The sequence below is a fragment of the Streptomyces sp. NPDC050704 genome, assembly GCF_040654355.1.
Lineage (GTDB): Bacteria > Actinomycetota > Actinomycetes > Streptomycetales > Streptomycetaceae > Streptomyces.
Map to the genome: position 1 here is coordinate 26033 of NZ_JBFAHW010000005.1, position 20207 is coordinate 46239.

Sequence of the window (20207 nt, forward strand, 5' to 3'; positions counted from 1 at the left end):
CCCGGGCTTTCTCGGCTCTCGACGGTTCGCCGACCGGACCTCATCGTCCCTGGTAGCGGGCCGAACTTGCCCGGGTCTTGCCGAGCTTCGCGTAGAGCCGACCCCCCGGACACTCGGTAGCGAAACCGTCCCGATGACCGGAGATTACATTCAGTCGTACGTTCTTTCCTTTTCGGTAGAGATTTCCACCACCCGACTTGAGATACGTCTTGCCGCGCGGGTTCGCTCCGAAGAGGCCGAGCTTCCATGCCGTGAGCCGGGCGATGGCGTTCACCGCGGCAGCGGGCGGGGCCGAGGCGCCGAAGCTCCCGAGGACGGCGATCCCCATGCTGTTGGTGTTGAAACCGAGAGTGTGTGCGCCCATGACCGGCTTGGCCACACCGCCGGCCCGTCCCTCGTAGATGTTTCCGCACTTGTCGACGACGAAGTTGTAGCCGATGTCGCGCCAGCCGCTGCTCCTCACGTGGTAGCGGTAGATACTGCGGATGACTGAAGAGGCTTGCGCACAGCGGTAGTTGTTGCCCGAGGCGCTGTGGTGAACGAAGGCGGCCTTCACGGTCTTGGTGTAGCTGAAGTTCCGCTCGCGCAGCTTCTCGTCGGCGCCCCAGCCGCGGCGGGTGACGATGCGCGGCCGCGCGCCGATGTACGGCTTCACGCGTTGCCCGGCCGCCGTGTCCGCCATATCCGCGATGTCCCCGCGGGTCGCCAGCAGGTCGGCCTCCGTCTTCTTCTGGCTCAGTTGCGGGATCTCGGTGGCGCCGAGGGGCGCGAGGTCGGCGTTGACCGCGGAGGAGGCGGCGGACTCGACCGTCAGGGCGCTGACGCGCGGGGCCTCCGGTTCGGAGCCCCGGGGCGGGGGTTCGGCGCCGGGGTCGACCAGTTCGAGGTGCAGGCCTCTGGGGAGGGGTCCGGCGGTGACGGCCCGGCCGTCGGGGGCCGCCCTGCCGTCGGCTTCCGCCTGGACGCGGACCTCGACGCCGTCCGAGTCGCCGACCCACAGGGGGGCCGTGGAGCCGCGTACGCGTCCGGAGGTGCGCTCGGCGGTGTCCGGGTCGGCCGCGTGCTCGTGGTTGTGCGTGTCGACGTCCTGCCAGCCGGACCATCTGGTGGTGCCGGTCGCGCGGGTACGGACCTGGACGCGGCCGTGGAGTTCGGTGTCCGGGTTGTCCCAGACGACGCCGACGAGGGAGAAGTGACGTACGTCGCGTTGACGCAGGCCCTGGGTGGGGGCGGCGGGGGTGGGGGGCACGCTGCGGTCGCCGGAGGGCGGGGCGTCGGGGGTGGCGAGGGCGAGGGGGGCGAGCGGGAGGGACTGGGTGCTGCCGGGGACGGCCTGGTCGGGCATCGTCGGGCGGGTGGCCGGGGACACCGCCCGGGTGGCCCCCGTTGTCGCCGGGCTCGCAGCCGCCGGGTGGGCGCGTGCCGCTCGCTCGGGCGCCGGTCTCTCAGCCTCGGGTCTCTCGGCCGTCGGCCGCACGGTCGGCGTGCCGGCCGCGGCGTCGGAGGACAGCGAGAGGGGCAGGGCCAGGGCGGCCGCACAGGTGACGGCGATCGAGGAAGCAAGATGTCCACGCATGCCCCTGATCCTGGACATAGTCATACTTATCTGTCCATCCGGGATGTGACGGACCGTCGGTGTCGTTCGTCCGAACCGGTGGCCCGCACCCCTCCCTCCCGGCAGGCGTCCGCGTACGCTTGCGTCCCGTGACCGCCACCGACCGCACCCCTGCCGACCTGCTGCGATCCGCGCTCGCCACGGATCCCGCGCGGCCCCTGCTGACCTTCTACGACGATGCCACGGGCGAACGTGTCGAACTGTCCGTGGCCACCTTCGCCAATTGGGTGGCCAAGACCGCCAATCTGATCCAGAGCGAGCTGGCCGCCGAGCCCGGTGAGCGGATCGCGCTGCTGCTGCCGGCGCACTGGCAGACGGCGGTGTGGCTGCTCGCGTGCTCCTCGGTGGGCGTGGTGGCCGATGTCGGGGGTGACGCCGGTGCCGCCGACCATGTCGTGGCCGGGCCGGGGCAGTTCGATGCGGGGCTCGCCTGTTCCGGTGAGCGGATCGCGCTGTCGTTGGCGCCGCTCGGGCGGCGGTTCCCGCAGCCGCCCGCCGGGTACGCCGACTACGCCGTCGAGGTGCCCAGTCAGGGGGACCTCTTCCGGCCGTACGCGCCGGTGGATCCGGAGGGGGCCGCGCTGGTCGTCGCCGGGGCGGAGCTCACTGGCGCCGAGGTTGTCGAGCGGGCTCGGGGGGATGCGCCGGGGCTCGATCTGACCGGGCCCGGGTCGCGGATTCTGTCCGCGCTGCCGTATGACACGTGGGAGGGGTTGAGCGCCGGGCTGTATGCGCCGCTTGCCGTTGGGGGGTCTGTGGTGCTGTGCCGGAATCTGGCGCGGCTCGGGGAGGATTCGCTGGCCAAGCGGATTGAGAGTGAGCGGGTTACGGCTACGGCTCGCTGACGGTCCCTGCGGGGCTGGGGCCAGGCTGGGTGGGCCGGGACTGGGCAGGGTGGGCCGGGGCCGGGCTGAAAAGTAGGGCGCAGCCCGCTTTTCAGGGGCGCGGGGAACTGCGCGACCAGCCACAACGGACCCGCACCCGACAACACACCCCACGGGGCCTGGGGCGAAAAGGAAGAACCCTCTCCTCCATTCAGCCCATCCCCCAAAGCCCCCCGCCCTCACCCGGGTCATGGTCGTACCAGTAGGTCCCGTGCGGCATGAGGGGTGGGTGCAGATGTGAGTGGCGTCGGAGGCACGCCCTTGGGGCCCGGTGTGGGGGCGTCCGCCGGCGGGGGTGGCGGCGCGCGGCGTCGGCGGCGGTGGCTGGGGTATACGGCGGTCGGGGTGGGTGTGGTCGTGTTCGGGGCCGCGGGGGCCGGCTGGGCGATGTACGAGAAGCTGAGCGGGAACATCACGTCGGACAACGACGCCGCCGCCGAACTCGCCCGGTACGAGAAGGAGCGGCCCACGGCACTCGTGGGGGACGCGCAGAACATCCTGCTGATCGGGTCGGACTCGCGGTCGGGGGACGGGAACGGGAAGTACGGGCGGGACTCAGGTACCGAGCGGTCCGACACCACGATCCTGCTGCACCTCGCCGCGGACCGGCGCAGCGCGACCGCGGTCTCACTCCCCCGCGATCTGATGGTGGACGTGCCGGGTTGCCGCCGCCCGGACGGCGGCCGCACCGCGCCCGTGTTCGCGATGTTCAACTACGCCTTCCAGAGCGGGGGTTCGGCCTGCACGATCCGTACGGTCGAGAAGCTGACCGGTATTCGGATCGACCACCACGTGGTCGTGGACTTCAACGGGTTCAAGGACATGGTCGACGCGGTGGACGGCGTCGAGGTGTGTCTGAGCGAGCCGATCGACGACCGGGCCGCCAAGCTGAAGCTCCCGGCGGGCAAGGTGAAGCTCGACGGCGAGCAGGCCCTCGGCTACGTACGCGCCCGCAAGAGCATCGGTGACGGCAGCGACACCGACCGGATGGACCGCCAGCAGCGCTTCCTGGGCGCGCTCGTCAACAAGGTGCGCGGCAACGACGTACTGCTGAATCCCGTGAAGCTCTACCCGGTGCTCGACGCGGCGACCTCGTCGCTCACCACCGACCCGGGGTTGGCGAGCCTGCGGGGGTTGTACGACCTGGTGCGCGGCATGCGCAACATCCCTACGGAACGTGTGCAATTCCTGACGGTGCCGAGGGAGGCGTACGCCTACAACGCCAATCGTGACCAGCTCGTGGAGGCCGAGGCGGAGAAACTCTTCGAACAGCTGCGCAGGGACGCGCCGTTGGAAGTCGCCGAGGAACTTCCGGAGGATTCCGGCGTAAAGAGCGGTAATGCGGTGCCGGGTCGCGAGGAGACCCCGTACGAGGGCGGTGGAGAAGACGCGTACGACTCCTCGTACGACTACGAAGAGGAGTCGCGCGGTGACGAGAAGCCGGGTGTGAAACGGCCCGACGGCCCTGCCGGTACACCGGAACCGGCACCGACTTTTCACGGGAACACGGCCGCCCAGGACACCTGCGGGTAAAGCGCACACCAAGGCGGGGAACAGATGCTCTAAGAAATGCGTCGGATTGCCCAGTTGTAGGAACGTGGAATTTGTCACTGGCGTCGCTTGACGTCGAACTGGCCGGATAGTGTGAGCGATCCGGTGCACCCGGCCACCAGGATTGTCCTGAGGTCGAGCACTGGTTGGACCGACTGACCGAGCGTCTTTTGAGGGGGAAAGACGCCGCGTGGCCCCGACGGAGGACTCAGACAACCGTGGACGCGCAAGGCCGTGGGCGGGCGGACGACATCGACCCCGCAGACCAGTGGGTACTCAACCCGAACACCGGCGACTACGAACTGCGACTGCAGGCTTCCGCAGCGCAGCCAGGAGTGCCGGGCCCCCGTGCTCGCAGAGCAGCGGGCGGGGCTGCCGTCGCGCCCCCGCGCGGCCGCACCGCTCCGGGCAGAGAGCGCCGGGGAACGCCCCAGGAGGCGCCGGACCCCGACGTGCCCGGGCCGCGCAGGCGGCGTGCTCCGGAAGGTCCGCCGCCCGGCCGTCGCAAGGGCCGGCCGAAGAAGTCGAAGACCAAGAAGGCGCTGCTCTGGACCGGCGGCACGATGGCCTTCCTGCTGGTCGGGACGAGCACGGCCGGATACCTCTACTGGAAGCACCTGAACGACAACATCACGTCCGTCTCCGACGACGGCGCGGGCACCGGCGGCTTCAGCAAGGACCGCGCGATCAACATCCTGGTGATCGGCACCGACAAGCGCACCGGCGCGGGCAACGGGAGTTACGGCGACGCCAACAGCGCCGGGCACGCCGACACCACGGTCCTGCTGCATGTTTCCAAGGACCGTACGAACGCGACCGCGTTGAGCATCCCGCGTGACCTGATCACCGACATCCCGGACTGTCCCACGGAGCAGGCGGACGGCTCCAGCGAGGTCATCCCCGGCACCCAGCAGACCCGCTTCAACAACAGCCTCGGCCAGGAAGGCCGGACGCCCAGCTGCACGATGCGGACCGTCACCGAGCTGACCGGCATCACGCCGGACCACTTCATGGTGGCCGACTTCAACGCGGTCAAGACGCTGACCTCGGCGGTCGGCGGCGTCAAGGTATGTCTGGCCAAGGACATCAACGACCCGGACTCCAAGCTCAACCTGCCCAGGGGCGAGCACACCATCGAGGGCGAGGAGGCGCTCGCCTTCGTGCGCACCCGCCACTCCGTGGGCTTCGGCGGCGACCTGAGCCGGATCGAGCTCCAGCAGCAGTTCCTCAGCTCGCTGATGCGCGAGCTCAAGTCGAGCGACACCCTCACCAGTCCGACGAAGCTCCTGAAGCTGGCCGAGGCCGGCACCAAGGCGCTCACCGTCGACTCGAAGATCAGCAGCATCACCAAGCTCCGCGATCTCGGCCTGGAACTGGGCAAGTTCGACATGAAGAACCTCTCCTTCACGACAGTGCCCGTGGTCGACAACCCGGCCGAGAAGGTCAAGGCGACGGTCGTCCTGAAGGACGCCCAGGCCAAGGAGCTGTTCGGCCTGATCAAGGACGACGTGTCCCTCACCGCCGTCAAGCAGAAGGAGAAGAAGGAGAAGGCCGCCGTGGCCGCCCGGCTCAAGGGCTCCAAGGCCGAACCTTCCGAGGTGCGCGTCAGGGTCCAGAACGGCGGCGCCCCCGCCGGGTCCGCGCAGGAGACCCTCAACTGGCTGCAGCTCGAAGAGGGCGTGACCAAGTCCGAGAACGCGGGCAACGCCGGGGCGACGGTGCCGAAGACGACGCTGGAGTACGCTCCCGACCAGGCCGATCAGGCACGTACGCTGGCCGGCCTCATGGGTCTGCCCGGCTCGGCGATGAAGCCGGGCGAGAGCGTGACCAACTCCCAGGGCCTGCCCGCGATCTCGCTGACCCTGGGACAGGACTTCAAGGGGGCCGGGGTCTCACTGACCGCTCCGGCGGCCGGGTCGGCGGACGTCGACAAATCCACGGCAGACAAGGTTGAGTGCGCCGAGTAACCCACCGGGTCCCTCGTGCGTCTAACAGACGTACGGGGGATTCCGTGTGTCGGGCGCAGGGTGGGGAGGCAGGGAGATGGTGCAGAGCAGTGTGCGTGGGGAGGGGACCCGAGCACGTGACCGGTCGGCCGCGGGGGCGGGCGGCTCGCACAGTGGTGGGGCCACGCCGGAGGGGGGTGACGCCGGCGGTGGCCGGCGCGGCAGATCGCCGCGACGCCGCGGCAGACAGCACGGCATACTCCGGTGGTCCGCCGCGACTCTCGCGGTGCTCATACTGGGGGCGGCCGGCACCGGTTATCTCTACTACCAGCATCTGAACGGCAACATCCGCAAGGGCGAGCGCACCAGCGGGGACTCCAAGGCCGAGAAGGCGAAGCCGAACGCGGCCGGCCAGACACCGCTGAACATCCTGCTGATCGGCTCCGACAGCCGTAACTCCACGGAGAACGTCAAGCTCGGCGGCAGCAGGGACCAGGTCGGCAGCAAACCGCTGGGCGACGTCCAGATGCTCATCCACCTGTCCGCGGACCGCAAGAGCGCCGCCGTCGTGAGCATTCCGCGCGACACCCGGGTCGACATCCCGAAGTGCACGGATCCCGAGACCGACGAGACGTTTCCGGCGACCAACAACATCATCAACTCGTCGCTCGGCCGCGGCGGGGCCGGCTGCACCCTGGCCACCTGGCAGAACCTCACCGGCGTCTACATCGACCACTGGATGACGATCGACTTCGCGGGTGTGGTGAAGATGGCGGACGCCATCGGCGGTGTCGAGGTCTGTGTCGAGCACAAGATGTGGGACCGCCCGCTGCCCGGCACGCCCGGCGGCTCCGGCCTGCGCCTTGATGCCGGCAAGCAGAAGGTCAAGGGCAAGCAGGCACTGCAGTGGCTGCGCACCAGGCACGCCTTCTACAGCGACCTGGGCCGGGCCAAGGCCCAGCACATGTACATGAACTCGATGGTCCGCACGCTGAAGGACCAGAACGTCTTCACCGACGGCGGGCGGCTGATGGGCCTGGCCGAGGCGGCCACGAAGTCCCTGAAGGTCTCCGAGGAGCTCGGCTCGGTCAAGGAGCTGTACGACCTGGGTATGCAGCTCAAGACGGTGCCGGCCAACCGCATCACCTCGACGACGATCCCGACCGTCGTCGACCAGCAGAACGCCAACCACCTGGTCCCGGCGGGCGCCGACGCCGAGAAGATGTGGACGATGATCCGCGACGACATCCCGTTCGACAAGGGCGGGGACCCGAAGAAGAAGCCGGCCGCGGAGAAGGCCTCCAAGGACCCCGCGGCCGCGGACGACGAGATCGGTGTGATGGTGCGGAACGGCACGCGGTCGGCCACGCTCGGCCCGGTCGGCGGCAGGGCGAACGCGATCACCCAGCTGCTCGCCCAGCAGGGCTTCACCAAGGCGGCGGCCGACCAGTCGGCGGCGGTGGCCGAGGACAAGACGGTCATCCGCTTCCCGAGCGCCGAGCTGGAGGGCGACGCCCAGCGCGTCGCCAAGTCGCTGGGGATTCCGCTCAGTTCGGTGAAGAAGTCGACCGACGTCACCGGAGTCACCCTTGTCGTGGGCGCCGACTGGCGTACCGGCACGGCCTATCCGAAGCAGTCCGCGCCGAAGGCCGGGGAACTCCCCAAGGATGCCGACGCCGTGAGCGGTTCCGACAGCGACGCCTGCATGCCGGTGTACGAGCCGTACCGCCTCTGACGGTCGCCGGTCGGCGTGATGCGCGAAGGGGTCCCGTCCAGCGCGGACGGGACCCCTTGGCGCATCGGTGATCAGATTTCGCTCAGTACCGCCGGCCGCCGCGAGGCGATGACCTTCTTCGCCAGCGACTTCGGGCTGGTCAGGAAGCCGAAGCCCCACGACATGTGCATCGTGGCGAGGGCGACGGGAATCTGCAGCCGCGCCTTCAGCGGCAGCCCCTTGCCCGCGGGGACGGACCCGAGGGCGATCGCCGCGAGGTAGCCGCCCGGGATCAGGAAGCCCAAGGGGTTCAGGGCCGCGCCGACCACGATGCCCGCCGCGATCGCGCAGACCGCGACCGGCGGGGCGAGGTAGCGCAGGTTGATGGAGCCGGAGTGGTAGCGGGCGACGACGTGGCGCCAACGCCCGTAGTCCTTGTACTGCTTGGCCAGCGCCTTCACCGAAGGGCGCGGGCGGTACGAGACCCGCAGCTCGGGCGAGAACCAGATCAGCCCGCCCGCCTCCCTGATCCGGAAGTTCAGCTCCCAGTCCTGGGCGCGGATGAACTCCTCGTTGTAGCCGCCCTGTTGCTCCAGGGCCTCGCGGCGGAAGACACCGAGGTAGACCGTCTCGGCGGGCGCGGCCTCACCACCCGTGTGGAAGGCCGCGTTCCCGACACCGATCTTCGACGTCATCGCGGCGGCGACCGCGTGCTCCCAGTCGTTCTCGCCCTCGGCGTGCATGACGCCGCCCACGTTCTGCGCGCCGGTCTCCTCCAGAAGGCGGACGGCGGTCGCGATGTAGTTCGGCGAGAGGATGCCGTGCCCGTCGACGCGTACCACGATCGGGTGGCGGGACGCCTTGATCGCGGCGTTCAGCGCGGCGGGCGTGCGGCCGGTCGGGTTCGGGACCGTGTGGACACGGGGGTCTTCTGCTACGAGTTCGGCCGCGATCTCGTCCGTACGGTCCGTGGAGGGACCGATGGCGATCACGACCTCCATCTCGCCCGCGTACTCCTGGGCGAGGATCGCTTGGACGGCTCCGCGCAGATGCCGTTCCTCGTTGAGGACGGGCATGATCACGGACACGGCGGGAAGCTGCACGTCGGGCTTGGCGTTCATCGCGGATTACGTTACCGCGAACGGGGGACACCGACGCGCGCCGCCCGGTCCTCGCACCGGTCCGCAGATCGTATGGGCCTACGGTGCTCACGGACCGCCACACCCGGCCGACGCGGAGGTGTCCGCCTTGCCCACGCCGCCCCGCCCACCCGCACGCCCTCAGCGGCCCCGCCCGGCGCGGCCCCCCGTACGGCGCGGCCGGCCGCACTGGGCCATGCGCGTGGTGACCTCGCTGTCCGTGGCGGTGCTCGCGGCGGCCGGTATCGGGCACGCGGTGGTCACCGGTCTCGACGCCGACATCAACCGGATCGACCCCTTCAAGGACATGAAGAACCGTCCCGAGCGGGGCCACGGCATGAACGTGCTCCTCGTCGGCACCGACGGCCGGGACCGCATCACACCGGCCGAGAAGAAGAAGTACCGGCTCGGCGGCGCCCCCTGCCACTGCACGGACACGATCATGATCGTGCACATCTCGGAGGACCGGCGGCGGGCCAGCATCGTCAGCCTGCCGCGCGACTCGTACGCCGAGACGCCCGCGCACCGCGACCGGACCACCGGCAAACTGCACCGCGCGCACCCGGTCAAGCTGAACGCCGCGTACGCCGAGGGCGGGCCGCAGCTGACGGTACGGACCGTCGAGAACATGACCCACGTGAAGATCGACCACTACCTGGAGGTCGACTTCACCAGCTTCATGAAGACCGTGGACGTGCTCGGCGGCGTACGGATGTGCACGGCGCGGCCGCTGAAGGACTCGTACACCGGGCTCGACCTGCCGGCCGGGACGCACGACCTGAACGGCGGGCAGGCACTCCAGTACGTACGCTCGCGGCACATCGACGGTGCCGCTGACCTCGGCCGGATGCAGCGCCAGCAGCGGTTCATGGCCTCACTGATCGCCCGGGCCACGTCGTCCGGGGTGCTGCTCAACCCGATCAAGTTCCGTGACGTGACGGGGGCCGTGCTCGGCTCGGTCCGCGCGGACAAGGGCTTCGGGACGAACGAGCTGATCGACCTGGGGCGGGCGATGCGGGCGTTCTCGCCGTCCTCCTCGGAGTTCACGACGGTCCCGATCGGGAAGATGGGGTACGCCGTGAAGGGCATCGGTTCGACCCTGAAGTGGGACGAGAAGAAGGCGGGCCGGCTCTTCCGGACCCTGCGCGACGACAAGCCGCTCGCCCCGCACCGGGTGCGTGCGAAGGCCCTGCGCGTCGATGTCGCCCCGCAGCAGATCCGGGTCCAGGTCGAGAACGGCACGATGACCGCCGGGCTCGGCAGGCGCGTGGACAGCGGCCTCGCCGCCACCGGGTTCCGCACGACGCGGACCCCCGTGAACGCCCTCGACCGCTCCGTCCGGCGGACGGTCATCCAGTACGACCCCCGCTGGGACCGCTCGGCGAAGTCCCTCGCGGCCGCCCTGCCGGGCAGCGAGCTGCGGCCGATGACGGGCCGGGGCCCCCTGATGAAGGTGATCGCGGGAACCGACTTCAAGGAGGTCAGGAGGGTACGGGCGGAGGACCCGACACAGGGCGAGTTCAAGGCGGTAACGGGCGACCAGGTGGCATGCCCGTAGACCACCAATCCAAAGAGGCCTCACCTCCGAATCCCCGGGTGAGGGGGGCGCGCCCCCAAGGGGCGCGGGGCTGTGACATGTGCGGCTCCGCCGCGTGGGCGCGACAAGCCTCCACCGGCCCGCAGCTTCCGTACGACCTCCCCGGAGCTACAGATCCAGCCCCTCCGCGGAGCGCTTGGCCCGCAACTCCATGATCGCCCGGCGCCGAGCCAACCGGTGCGTACGCCGAATCTGCGCCTCCTGGTAACGCCGCTCATCCCGCTCACTCTCAGGGAGAACCGGCGGCACCCGACGAGGCTTGCCATCGGCGTCGACCGCGGCGAAGACGAGGTAGGCCGACCCGACCTGCTGGGGTGGCGTGGACTCGTTCCAACGCTCGGCGAGGACCCGGACACCGACCTCCATCGACGTACGACCGGTCCAGTTCACCTGTGCCTTCACATGGACCAGGTCCCCTACGCGCACCGGTTCCAGAAACGCCATCTCGTCCATGGAGGCCGTCACGGCGGGCCCGCCGGAGTGCCGCCCGGCCACCGCACCGGCCGCGTCGTCGACCAGTTTCATGATCACACCGCCGTGCACCGTGCCCAGAAGGTTGGTGTCGTTGTGGGTCATGATGTGGCTGAGAGTGGTCCGGGAGGCCGAGGTCGGCTTGCCCGGAATTTCGTATTCCGGGGCTGGGGCCTGGTCTGTCATGGCCCCCACCTTATGCCGGGGTGCGCAAGGCCTGAATTGCATCAGGTCTGCAACAGCGGTGGTGCGATTTTCCACAGACCCTTGTATGCCACATACTCGGGCACTGCACACTGGGGCGCATGAGCGATTGGTCCCAGGGATGGTCCGGAGACAACGGCGGCGACCGTCACGGCCGCGGCAGCGCGAGCGCCCAGCCCGAGGGCGCCCGTGTGATGCGGCAGGTGCAGCGCGGCCCGGGCTCCGTCCCAGGCCAGTCCGCGCCGCCCCACGGGGTCCCGCCACAGCCGGCGTACACCGACGGTTACGGCGAGGACCCTTACAACAACGGGTACAACACGGGCCAGGTCTACGGCACGCCTGGCGGTGGCGGTCCGCAGGACCCGCCCGACGGGTACGGACGCGGTCCGCGGCCCGCGCCGAACTGGCGCAGGCGGATCAAGTGGACCGCGATCACGGTGGTCACCGTGCTGGTCGTGGTCTCCGTGGGCACGTACTTCTGGGCGGACTCGAAGCTCAAGCGTGAGGTCGACCTGTCGAAGGTGATCGAGCGGCCCGACGGGGGCGAGGGCACGAACTACCTGATCGTCGGCTCGGACAGCCGCGAGGGCCTGTCCGACGAGGAGAAGAAGAAGCTCCGCACGGGCTCCGCCGAGGGCAAGCGCACGGACTCGATGATGATCCTGCACGTCGGCGGCAACGGGAACACGATGATCTCGCTGCCGCGCGACTCGAACGTCACGATCCCGACGTTCGTGGGCTCCGAGTCCGGCAAGACCTTCCAGGGCACCGGCCGTCAGGTGAAGCTGAACGCGGCGTACGCGGAGGACGGCCCCGAGCTGCTCGTGCGGACCGTCGAGTCCAACACCGGGCTGCGCATCGACCACTACGCGGAGATCGGCTTCGCCGGCTTCGCGAAGATCGTCGACGCGGTGGGCGGTGTCGAGCTGGACATCCCCAAGGCGTTCAAGGACACGAAGTCCGGCGCCGACTTCCAGGCGGGCAAGCAGACCCTGAACGGCGAGGAGTCGCTGGCCTTCGTCCGTACGCGCTACGCGTTCGCCAGGAGTGACCTGGACCGTACGAAGAACCAGCAGAAGTTCCTCGCGGCCCTGGCGTCCCAGACCGCGACGCCGTCCACGGTCCTCAACCCCTTCAAGCTCTACCCGACCATGGGCGCCGGCCTCGACACCCTCACCGTCGACAAGGACATGTCCCTCTGGGACCTGGGCTCCATGTTCTGGGCCATGAAGGGCATCACCGGCGGCGACGGCAAGTCGATGAACATGCCGATCTCGGGCAACGCCGCCAACGGCAACCTCCAGTGGGACACCGCCAAGGTCAAGACCCTGGTGGACCAGCTGAAGAACGACGAGAAGGTGACGGTGTCGGGGGACTGAGCCGGCCCGGTTCGGAGCCCGTAGCCAGCCCACACAGAGACAGGCCCCCGGCGTGACGCCGGGGGCCTGTTCTGTGTGGGCTGGCTACGGCAGGTTCCTCGCCATTACGATCCGCTGGACCTGGTTCGTGCCTTCGTAGATCTGCGTGATTTTCGCGTCGCGCATCATCCGCTCGACCGGGTAGTCGCGGGTGTACCCGTACCCGCCCAGCAGTTGGACCGCGTCCGTCGTGACCTCCATCGCCACGTCCGAGGCGAAGCACTTGGCCGCCGCGCCCTGGAAAGTGAGGTCGCTGTCGCCGCGCTCGGACTTCGCCGCCGCCTGGTACGTCAGGGCGCGGGCGGCCTCGATCTTCATCGCCATGTCCGCCAACATGAACTGGATGCCCTGGAATTCGGCGATCGCCTTGCCGAACTGCTTGCGCTCCTGGACGTAGCCCTTGGCGTAGTCGAGGGCACCCTGGGCGATGCCGAGGGCCTGGGCCGCGATGGTGATGCGGGTGTGGTCCAGGGTCTTCATGGCGGTGGCGAAGCCGGTGCCCTCGTCGCCGATCATGCGGTCGGCCGGGATGCGAACGTTGTCCAGGTAGACCTCGCGGGTCGGCGAGCCCTTGATGCCGAGCTTCTTCTCCGGGGCGCCGAAGGAGACGCCCTCGTCCGACTTCTCGACGACGAAGGCCGAGATGCCCTTCGAGCGCTTGGTCGGGTCGGTGACCGCCATCACCGTGTAGTACTCGGAAACGCCCGCATTCGTGATCCAGCGCTTCACGCCGTTGAGGACGTAGAAGTCGCCGTCGCGGACCGCCCTGGTCTTCATGCCCGCCGCGTCCGAGCCCGCGTCCGGCTCGGAGAGGCAGTACGAGAACATCCCGTCGCCCTTGGCGAGCGGCGTCATGTACTTCTTCTTCAGCTCCTCGGAGCCGGACAGGATCACCGGGAGGGAGCCGAGCTTGTTCACCGCGGGGATCAGGGACGAGGACGCGCAGACGCGGGCCACCTCCTCGATCACGATGACGGTGGCGAGCGCGTCGGCACCCGAGCCGCCGTACGACTCCGGTACGTGCACCGCGTGCAGGTCCGAGGCGACCAGCGCGTCCAGGGCCTCCTGCGGGAACCGGGCCTCCTCGTCCACCGCGGCGGCGTACGGCGCGATCTTCGCCTCGGCCAGTGAGCGGATCGCGTCACGGAGCATGTCGTGCTCCTCGGACGGGCGGTACAGGTCGAAATCAGCCGATCCGGCCAAGGTCTCTCACGCTCCAAAGACGCTAATTACCGTTAAGTAACCCAAATTTTAGGGGCCTGGCCACACGAGTGATACGTGAGCTTGGCGACAAGCTCGACCACAGGGGGAAATCTGCCCCATGAGGCACTGGTCAGACACCGGTGAGGCCCTCGAACACACCCCGACTATGCTCGTGCAGCGCACTCAAGGACACCACCCCAGGAGCACTCATGGCCCTCAAGATCACCGTGATCGGCACCGGCTACCTCGGCGCCACCCACGCCGCTGCCATGGCCGAGCTCGGTTTCGAGGTGCTGGGCCTTGACGTGGTGCCCGAGAAGATCGAGATGCTCCAGCGGGGCCGGGTCCCGATGTACGAGCCGGGTCTTGAGGACCTGCTGCGCAAGCACGTCGCCGGCATCGAGGGTTCCAGCGGGCGGCTGCGGTTCACCATGGACTGGGCGGAGGTCGCGGAGTTCGGCGACGTCCACTTCGTGTGCGTGAACACACCGCAGAAGCGCGGTGAGTACGCGTGCGACATGTCGTACGTGGACGCCGCCTTCGAGTCGCTCGCCCCGCACCTGAAGGGCCCCGCCCTCGTCGTCGGCAAGTCCACCGTGCCCGTCGGTTCCGCCGACCGGCTGGCGGCCCGCCTGGCCGAGCTCGCACCGGCCGGCGAGGACGCCGAGCTGGCCTGGAACCCGGAGTTCCTCCGTGAGGGCTTCGCCGTGCAGGACACGATGCACCCCGACCGCATCGTCGTCGGCATCCGCAGCGAGCGCGCCGAGAAGGTGCTGCGCGAGGTGTACGCGACGCCGGTGGCCGAGGGCTCGCCCTTCGTGGTGACCGACTTCCCGACCGCCGAGCTGGTGAAGACCTCCGCGAACTCCTTCCTCGCGACCAAGATCTCCTTCATCAACGCGATGGCCGAGGTCTGCGAGGCCGGGGGCGGCGATGTCGTGAAGCTCGCCGAGGCGATCGGGTACGACGACCGGATCGGCAAGAAGTTCCTGCGCGCCGGGATCGGGTTCGGCGGCGGCTGTCTGCCGAAGGACATCCGCGCGTTCATGGCCCGGGCCGGTGAGCTCGGCGCCGACCAGGCGCTGACCTTCCTGCGCGAGATCGACTCGATCAATATGCGGCGGCGCGGTCAGATGGTGGATATGACGCGCGAGGCGCTCGGTGGCGGTTCCTTCCTCGGGAAGCGGATCGCGGTACTCGGCGCGACCTTCAAGCCCGATTCGGACGACGTCCGGGATTCCCCCGCGCTGAATGTCGCCGGGCAGATTCATCTGCAGGGCGGTCAGGTCACGGTCTACGACCCCAAGGGCATGGACAACGCGCGGCGGCTCTTTCCGACGCTGGGGTACGCGGAGACGGTCGAGGACGCGGTACGCGGGGCCCATGCCGTCCTGCACCTCACCGAGTGGCGCGAATTCCGCGAGCTGGACCCGGCGGTGCTCGGCGAGGTCGCGACGGACCGCCTCGTCCTCGACGGCCGCAACGCCCTCGACCCGGCGACGTGGCGGGCGGCGGGCTGGACGTACCGGGCGATGGGACGACCGACGGCCTGAGCCGTACGGGTCGGGTCGGCCCGACGGCCTGAGCCGTATGGGCGGGCGCATTCCCTGCGCGCGCTCCACGCGTTTCCCCCGCATTCCACACCCGTTCCCCACCATCCCCTTGCTCTCTTCCCATTCCCTTCCCGTTTCTCTCCCATTCCGCCTCTCCCATGGGTTCGAATTCAATTCGAGTAATGTGACGGAATTGGCGTGCCTTGTACGCCGATTCTTCACAGCCGCAATGCGCGGAATAACGTCGTTGTAGCCCGTTCTCACAACAGGGGTCCCCCCGAAAGAGAGCCAGGCAACAGGCGATTAACCAACGCGTAGCCGTGCGGAATCCGACCGCCACTCCACTGGTCCGCGTCAAGCGACATTCGTCGATCCGGATTGACCGGACCATGCCAGGAGTGATCATGCCCCTGTTCCGTCGGGCGGACTGGCCACGGGATCACCGCGACGAGGTGGTCGCGGGAGCACTCGTGGGCGCCGTGGTGATCGTGCTCGGCTACGCCTCGGGGATCGGCGCGACACCGTCGTCGGGCTCCGCGCAGGGCGCCGTACCGCCCGCGTCACCGCCGGCGGCCACCGCGCCGCAGAGTCCGATGCCGACACCCGCGCCGACTCAGGACATGCCCGGGGGCTTCGCTCCCGCGCCCCAAGTCCCCATCGGCGGAGGCGGGTTGCCGGTGGGCTGGGGTGGTTTGCCGGTGGGCCCGGGCGGCGTGCCGGTCGAGGGCGGTGGCCACGACGGTCACGGCGGGGCCGGAGGCGGGAGCGACGGCGAGTCCGGCGGCGGACACGACGGCCACGGCTCGTCGCCCACCCCCACGCCCACTCCGGCCCCCTCCGGCTCCACCGGCGAGGAGCCCCCGGACGGCTCCTGCGACGACGGCGACGTACGCCTCGTACAGCCCCTGCTCACCGGAATCGCCGGGCTCACGGGCCAGGTCCTCGACCTGGCGGGCGGTACGGAACCGGAGCCCACTCCCACACCCGAGCCAGGGCCGTCTCAGGCCTCCCCGTCCTCCCCGTCCGCCCAGTCCGCCCTCTGCCTGGGCATCGCCACGCCGAGCCTCCTGGGGGCCACCCCATGACCCGACGCCGGCGCCGACGCCTCCTCGTGGTGCTCCTCACCTCCCTCGTCACCTCCCTCCTCTACGTCCTCACCTGTGCGCCCCTCGCCTCCGCCCACACCGACCTGGTCGGCTCGACCCCCAAGGACGGCGCGGAGTTCGGCAAGGCGCCCAGCCATCTCACCCTCACCTTCGACGAGCCCGTCGACCTGGCCGACGTACGCGTCATGACGCCGGACGGCGACCGGCTCCCCCTCTCCCGCGCCCCGCGCAAGGGCACCGACACCGTGCGCGCCGCCCTGTCCGGCGTACCTCCGGAGACCGGCGAACTCGCCCTCACCTGGTCGGTCATCGACGAGGAGGACGGGCACGCCTCCTCCGGCCGGCTCACCTTCGGCATCGGTACGCCCGCGCCCGCCGCCACCCAGGACCGCGGCGACGAGGCCGCCCCCTCCGCACCCTCCCCCTCGGTGCGTCGTGGCCTCGTCGCCGCTCGCTGGACCGGCTATCTCTCGCTGGCCCTGTTCATCGGCGGGCTCGCGTTCGTCGCCCTGCTCTGGCCGGGCGGGGCGGGTGAGCGCCGGGCGCGGACCCTGCTCGCGCTGGCCTGGGCGGCCGGGCTGCTCTCGACGGTCGCGGCGATCGGACTGCAGGGCGCGTACGCCGGGTTGGGCGGCCTGCGCGACGCCCTCACCGCGTCGGCGTACGCCGATGTCCTCACCACCGAGCCCGGTATCGCGCTCGCCGCCCGGGGTCTGCTGTGGGTGCTGGCCGCGGTGGTGCTGAGCGCGCTGTTGCAGGGCGGTGGCCGCACGGCCCGCTCCCCCGGCTGGCGGGTGGGCGCCCTCGCCGTCTCGCTCGGGCTGCTGCGTACGACCGGTATGACGGGCCACAACTCCGAGGGCCCCGAGCCGACTTGGGGTGCGCTGGCCGACCTCGTCCATCTGCTCGGCGCGAGCCTGTGGATCGGCGGTCTGGCCATGCTCGCGGTGGCCGTGCTACCGCGCCGGGACCCCGACGAGCTGGCGCTGGTCGTGCCCGGCTACTCGAAGCTCGCCGGCGTGTCCGTGGCCGCGATCGCCGGCGCCGGGCTCGTGCTCGCCTGGCAGGTCGTGGGCTCGTACAACGCGCTGCTGCACACCTCGTACGGGCAGTTGCTGCTGGTCAAGACGGCCGTACTCGCCCTCGTTCTGCTCGCCGCGCAGCGCAGTCGTCAGTGGGTGCGCTCGCGTCTCGATCTCGCCGTGCTGCTGCGCGGCGACGCCGCCACCGTGCGGCCCTTCGGTTACTCGGTCGCGGCCGAGACGGGGCTCGTCCTCGTCGTGCTCGCCGTGACGAGTCTGCTGGTCACGGCCGATCCCGGTCGCTGAAATCCCCACACGGACAAGGGAGTTGCTTTGACGCACAGTAATGACACCGACACCGACACCGGGGAACGGCGTCGTCGGGCGCCCGCCGGGAACCGGACCCTGCTCGTCGCCGGGCTCGGTGCGTCCTTCGCGGCGGTGCTCAGCCTGGGACTGCTCCAGGCGACGGCCGGTTCGGCGTCGACGACCGACTCGGCGGCGGGCGCGGCTCAGGCGCCCGCAGCCGCGGCGGCCGAGGCGCGGCCCGCGGCAGCCGCCGCGGCGGCCCACCAGGTCGACATCATGGGCAACAAGTTCGGCGACGGAAAGCAGCTCGTCGTCAAGGTCGGCGACACCGTCCAGTGGACCAACCACGACACGGCCCCGCATACGGTCACCACCACCAAGGGCCCGAAGAAGTTCGACTCGGGCACCCTGCAGAAGGGCGACTCCTGGTCGTACACCTTCACCACGGCGGGGACGTACGAGTACTACTGCGCGGTGCACCCGGACATGGTGGCGTCCGTCAAGGTCGTCGCTGACGACGGCGGGTCGACCGGCGGGTCGACCGGCGGGTCCAGCGGGGGCACGTCCGGTGGTTCCACGGGCGGCTCCACCGGCGGTACGTCGGGCGGCTCGACCGGGGGCTCGACGGGCGGCACCGGCGGCACGAGCGGTGGGTCCACCGGCGGCACGTCCGGCGGCAGCACCGGCGGAACCAGCGGTGGCAGCACCGGTGGATCAACAGGCGGCGGCACCGGTGGTGGCGACGGCGGCGACGAGCAGTGCGCCAGCGCCCAGGACGTACTGATGCCGATCCTGCACCACCTCAACGCCGCTCACCTGGAGCGTTCTCCGGGTGAGCAGGTGCAGGACGCGCTGGCCCTCGACTCGTACATCAAGACGCACACCGTATGGATCGAGTCCATCCTCACGCCCGCCACGGAAGGCGGCGGCGCGGTCGTCGACGACACCCTCAGTGTGCTGCTCCAGCACATCAACTCGGCACACCTGGAGGAGTCGCTCGGCCAGCAGGTCACCGACCTGCTCAACGTCGACAGCTACGTGAAGATGCACACGGTCTGGGCCGAGCACCTGCTCGAACCGACCACGAGCTACCTGACCAACAGCTGCTGACAGCGAGCACGAGGAGGACGCCGGGCCGGCCGAGGCTCAGTCGGCCGGCCCGGCGTCCGTCGCTCATTCTGCCCCGCCCCGTTTTTCCCCGGAAGGAGAAACCGGATGACGACCGTCACCCTGCCCACCGTCTCCCCGCACCCCGGCCGGTACGCCGTCGCGCCCGGCCGGTCGTTCGTCGAACTCAGCGCCCGGTACGGGCCGTTGCCCACTCGACGGCGTCGCCTCACCCTGGCCGGGGCCTCGCTCATGATGCCGGAGTCGGACGACGACCGGCCGGTGTTCCGCTTCGACTTCGACCTCGGCGGCACCACGGGCGCCTCGCTCGTCTCCGACGAGCACGGGGAGCCGCTGGGCCCCCTGAGCGACGGACGGCGGTTGCAGCTGACCGCCGACCTCGTCATCAAGGGCGTGGCCTTCCCCGCGCTGCTGGCGCTGCGCGTGGTCTCGTGCGCCGAGGACCGGCTGCTGGTGGTGGTCTCGGCCCGGCTCCCGTACCGGCTGCTGAGCCGCGCCACCGGCTTCCGGCTGCCGCGGCCGGTCCCGGCGACCGAGCTGCGGCTGCTGCTCGCCGGGGAGTTCGCGTGAGGGCGGGGCGGCAGGCCACCGGGGTCGTCGGAATCGCCGTACTGGCCCTGCTCGTACCGGTGTTGCTGCTGTGGGCGGCACCCGGGAAGGCCTCGGCGGCCACCTACCGGGTGGCGATGAAGGGGTACGCGTTCGGACCCGCGACCCTGACCGTCCCGGTGGGCTCCACGGTGACCTGGACCAACCAGGACACCGCCCCGCACGACGTGAAGACCACGTCCGGGCCCGTCTCGATCCACTCGCCGATGCTGGAGAAGGGGCAGAGCTGGAGTTTCACGTTCACGACGGCCGGGTCGTACGGGTACTACTGCACCGTGCATCCGGACATGACAGCCCGGATCATGGTCCAGCCGGCGGCGACTTCGGCGGCGCCGAGCCATACCCACGCGGGTGGGGACGAGCACGACCACGACGAGGGCGGCGCCGGAGCCGGAACCGGGGCCGGGCAGCGTCCGGCGACCCCGACTCCGCCCGCCACGGCGAACTCGGCATCGCGCACCAAGTCCCCCTCATCCTCATCCTCGTCCGCCAAGTCCCCCTCGGCACCGGCCACTTCGGCCCCGGCGGCCGCCGCCCCGGCGGCCAGCCCGGCGGCCCCTCCGCAGGCCGTCGAACCGGTCGCCTCCGCCCGACGCCTCGACGGCCTGCTCGTCCTGGCCGGGGTGGTGGCGGGCGTAGCCGTACTGTGCCTCCTCCTGGTCGGCTCCCGCTCGGCGGCGAGGGAGGGGCAGGACTCGAACTAGAACAGGCTGCGAAGAACAACAGGCCGCCGATACT

Annotated in this window: 16 protein-coding genes; 12 read left to right on the forward strand and 4 right to left on the reverse strand. The window is 70.1% G+C overall.

Translation table 11 applies throughout. The features are described 5' to 3' along the window. Window positions 1–40: 40 nt before the first annotated feature. Complete coding sequence (locus tag AB0I18_RS03740) at window positions 41–1594, reverse strand: N-acetylmuramoyl-L-alanine amidase (RefSeq protein WP_363103732.1); 1554 nt, start codon at window positions 1592–1594, stop codon at window positions 41–43. Between the two features lie 110 nt (window positions 1595–1704). Here AB0I18_RS03740 and AB0I18_RS03745 point away from each other — a divergent pair, with 110 nt between their 5' ends. From AB0I18_RS03745 to AB0I18_RS03760, 4 genes are all read left to right on the forward strand, one after another. Next, window positions 1705–2460, forward strand: coding sequence for a TIGR03089 family protein (locus AB0I18_RS03745; protein ID WP_363103733.1), 756 nt, complete (start codon window positions 1705–1707; stop codon window positions 2458–2460). A gap of 312 nt (window positions 2461–2772) precedes the next feature. Continuing rightward, on the forward strand, window positions 2773–4032 hold the full coding sequence (locus AB0I18_RS03750; RefSeq protein ID WP_363103860.1) for an LCP family protein: 1260 nt from the start codon (window positions 2773–2775) through the stop codon (window positions 4030–4032). A gap of 236 nt (window positions 4033–4268) precedes the next feature. Next, window positions 4269–6017, forward strand: coding sequence for an LCP family protein (locus AB0I18_RS03755; protein ID WP_363103734.1), 1749 nt, complete (start codon window positions 4269–4271; stop codon window positions 6015–6017). 76 nt (window positions 6018–6093) lie between these two features. Next, window positions 6094–7731, forward strand: coding sequence for an LCP family protein (locus AB0I18_RS03760; protein WP_363103735.1), 1638 nt, complete (start codon window positions 6094–6096; stop codon window positions 7729–7731). Between the two features lie 71 nt (window positions 7732–7802). Here the strand turns inward: AB0I18_RS03760 and AB0I18_RS03765 are convergent, their stop codons facing one another. Next, window positions 7803–8831 (reverse strand): glycosyltransferase family 2 protein, encoded by a 1029-nt coding sequence (locus AB0I18_RS03765; protein ID WP_363103736.1) that lies wholly within the window; start codon window positions 8829–8831, stop codon window positions 7803–7805. Between the two features lie 214 nt (window positions 8832–9045). Here AB0I18_RS03765 and AB0I18_RS03770 point away from each other — a divergent pair, with 214 nt between their 5' ends. Continuing rightward, window positions 9046–10407 (forward strand): LCP family protein, encoded by a 1362-nt coding sequence (locus AB0I18_RS03770; RefSeq protein ID WP_363103737.1) that lies wholly within the window; start codon window positions 9046–9048, stop codon window positions 10405–10407. A 147-nt stretch (window positions 10408–10554) separates the two neighbouring features. Here the strand turns inward: AB0I18_RS03770 and AB0I18_RS03775 are convergent, their stop codons facing one another. Continuing rightward, a complete protein-coding gene (locus tag AB0I18_RS03775) occupies window positions 10555–11103 on the reverse strand; it encodes an acyl-CoA thioesterase (protein ID WP_363103738.1) in 549 nt (182 codons plus the stop codon). Window positions 11104–11222: 119 nt separating this feature from the next. On the opposite strand from AB0I18_RS03775, the gene AB0I18_RS03780 reads away from it, so the two are divergent. Further along, window positions 11223–12500, forward strand: coding sequence for an LCP family protein (locus AB0I18_RS03780; RefSeq protein WP_363103739.1), 1278 nt, complete (start codon window positions 11223–11225; stop codon window positions 12498–12500). 84 nt (window positions 12501–12584) lie between these two features. Here the strand turns inward: AB0I18_RS03780 and AB0I18_RS03785 are convergent, their stop codons facing one another. After that, complete coding sequence (locus AB0I18_RS03785) at window positions 12585–13742, reverse strand: acyl-CoA dehydrogenase family protein (RefSeq protein WP_363103741.1); 1158 nt, start codon at window positions 13740–13742, stop codon at window positions 12585–12587. Window positions 13743–13951: 209 nt separating this feature from the next. Between AB0I18_RS03785 and AB0I18_RS03790 the strand changes: the two genes are divergently transcribed. The 6 genes from AB0I18_RS03790 to AB0I18_RS03815 all read left to right on the forward strand — a co-directional run bounded on the left by AB0I18_RS03790 (window position 13952) and on the right by AB0I18_RS03815 (window position 20173). After that, window positions 13952–15295: a UDP-glucose/GDP-mannose dehydrogenase family protein gene (locus AB0I18_RS03790; RefSeq protein ID WP_363103742.1), complete on the forward strand. Its 1344-nt coding sequence runs from the start codon at window positions 13952–13954 to the stop codon at window positions 15293–15295. A 404-nt stretch (window positions 15296–15699) separates the two neighbouring features. Continuing rightward, on the forward strand, window positions 15700–16380 hold the full coding sequence (locus AB0I18_RS03795) for a hypothetical protein (RefSeq protein ID WP_363103743.1): 681 nt from the start codon (window positions 15700–15702) through the stop codon (window positions 16378–16380). Further along, window positions 16377–17729, forward strand: coding sequence for a copper resistance protein CopC (locus AB0I18_RS03800; protein WP_363103744.1), 1353 nt, complete (start codon window positions 16377–16379; stop codon window positions 17727–17729). The genes AB0I18_RS03795 and AB0I18_RS03800 overlap by 4 nt, the downstream gene beginning before the upstream one ends. Before the next feature lie 27 nt (window positions 17730–17756). Further along, window positions 17757–18842, forward strand: coding sequence for a cupredoxin family copper-binding protein (locus tag AB0I18_RS03805; protein ID WP_363103745.1), 1086 nt, complete (start codon window positions 17757–17759; stop codon window positions 18840–18842). 105 nt (window positions 18843–18947) lie between these two features. Beyond that, window positions 18948–19430 (forward strand): hypothetical protein, encoded by a 483-nt coding sequence (locus AB0I18_RS03810; RefSeq protein ID WP_363103746.1) that lies wholly within the window; start codon window positions 18948–18950, stop codon window positions 19428–19430. Then, window positions 19427–20173 carry a cupredoxin family copper-binding protein gene (locus AB0I18_RS03815; RefSeq protein ID WP_363103747.1) on the forward strand — a complete coding sequence of 249 codons (747 nt, stop codon included), beginning with the start codon at window positions 19427–19429 and terminating at the stop codon, window positions 20171–20173. Before AB0I18_RS03810 ends, AB0I18_RS03815 begins: the two co-directional genes overlap by 4 nt. Window positions 20174–20207 lie beyond the last annotated feature (34 nt).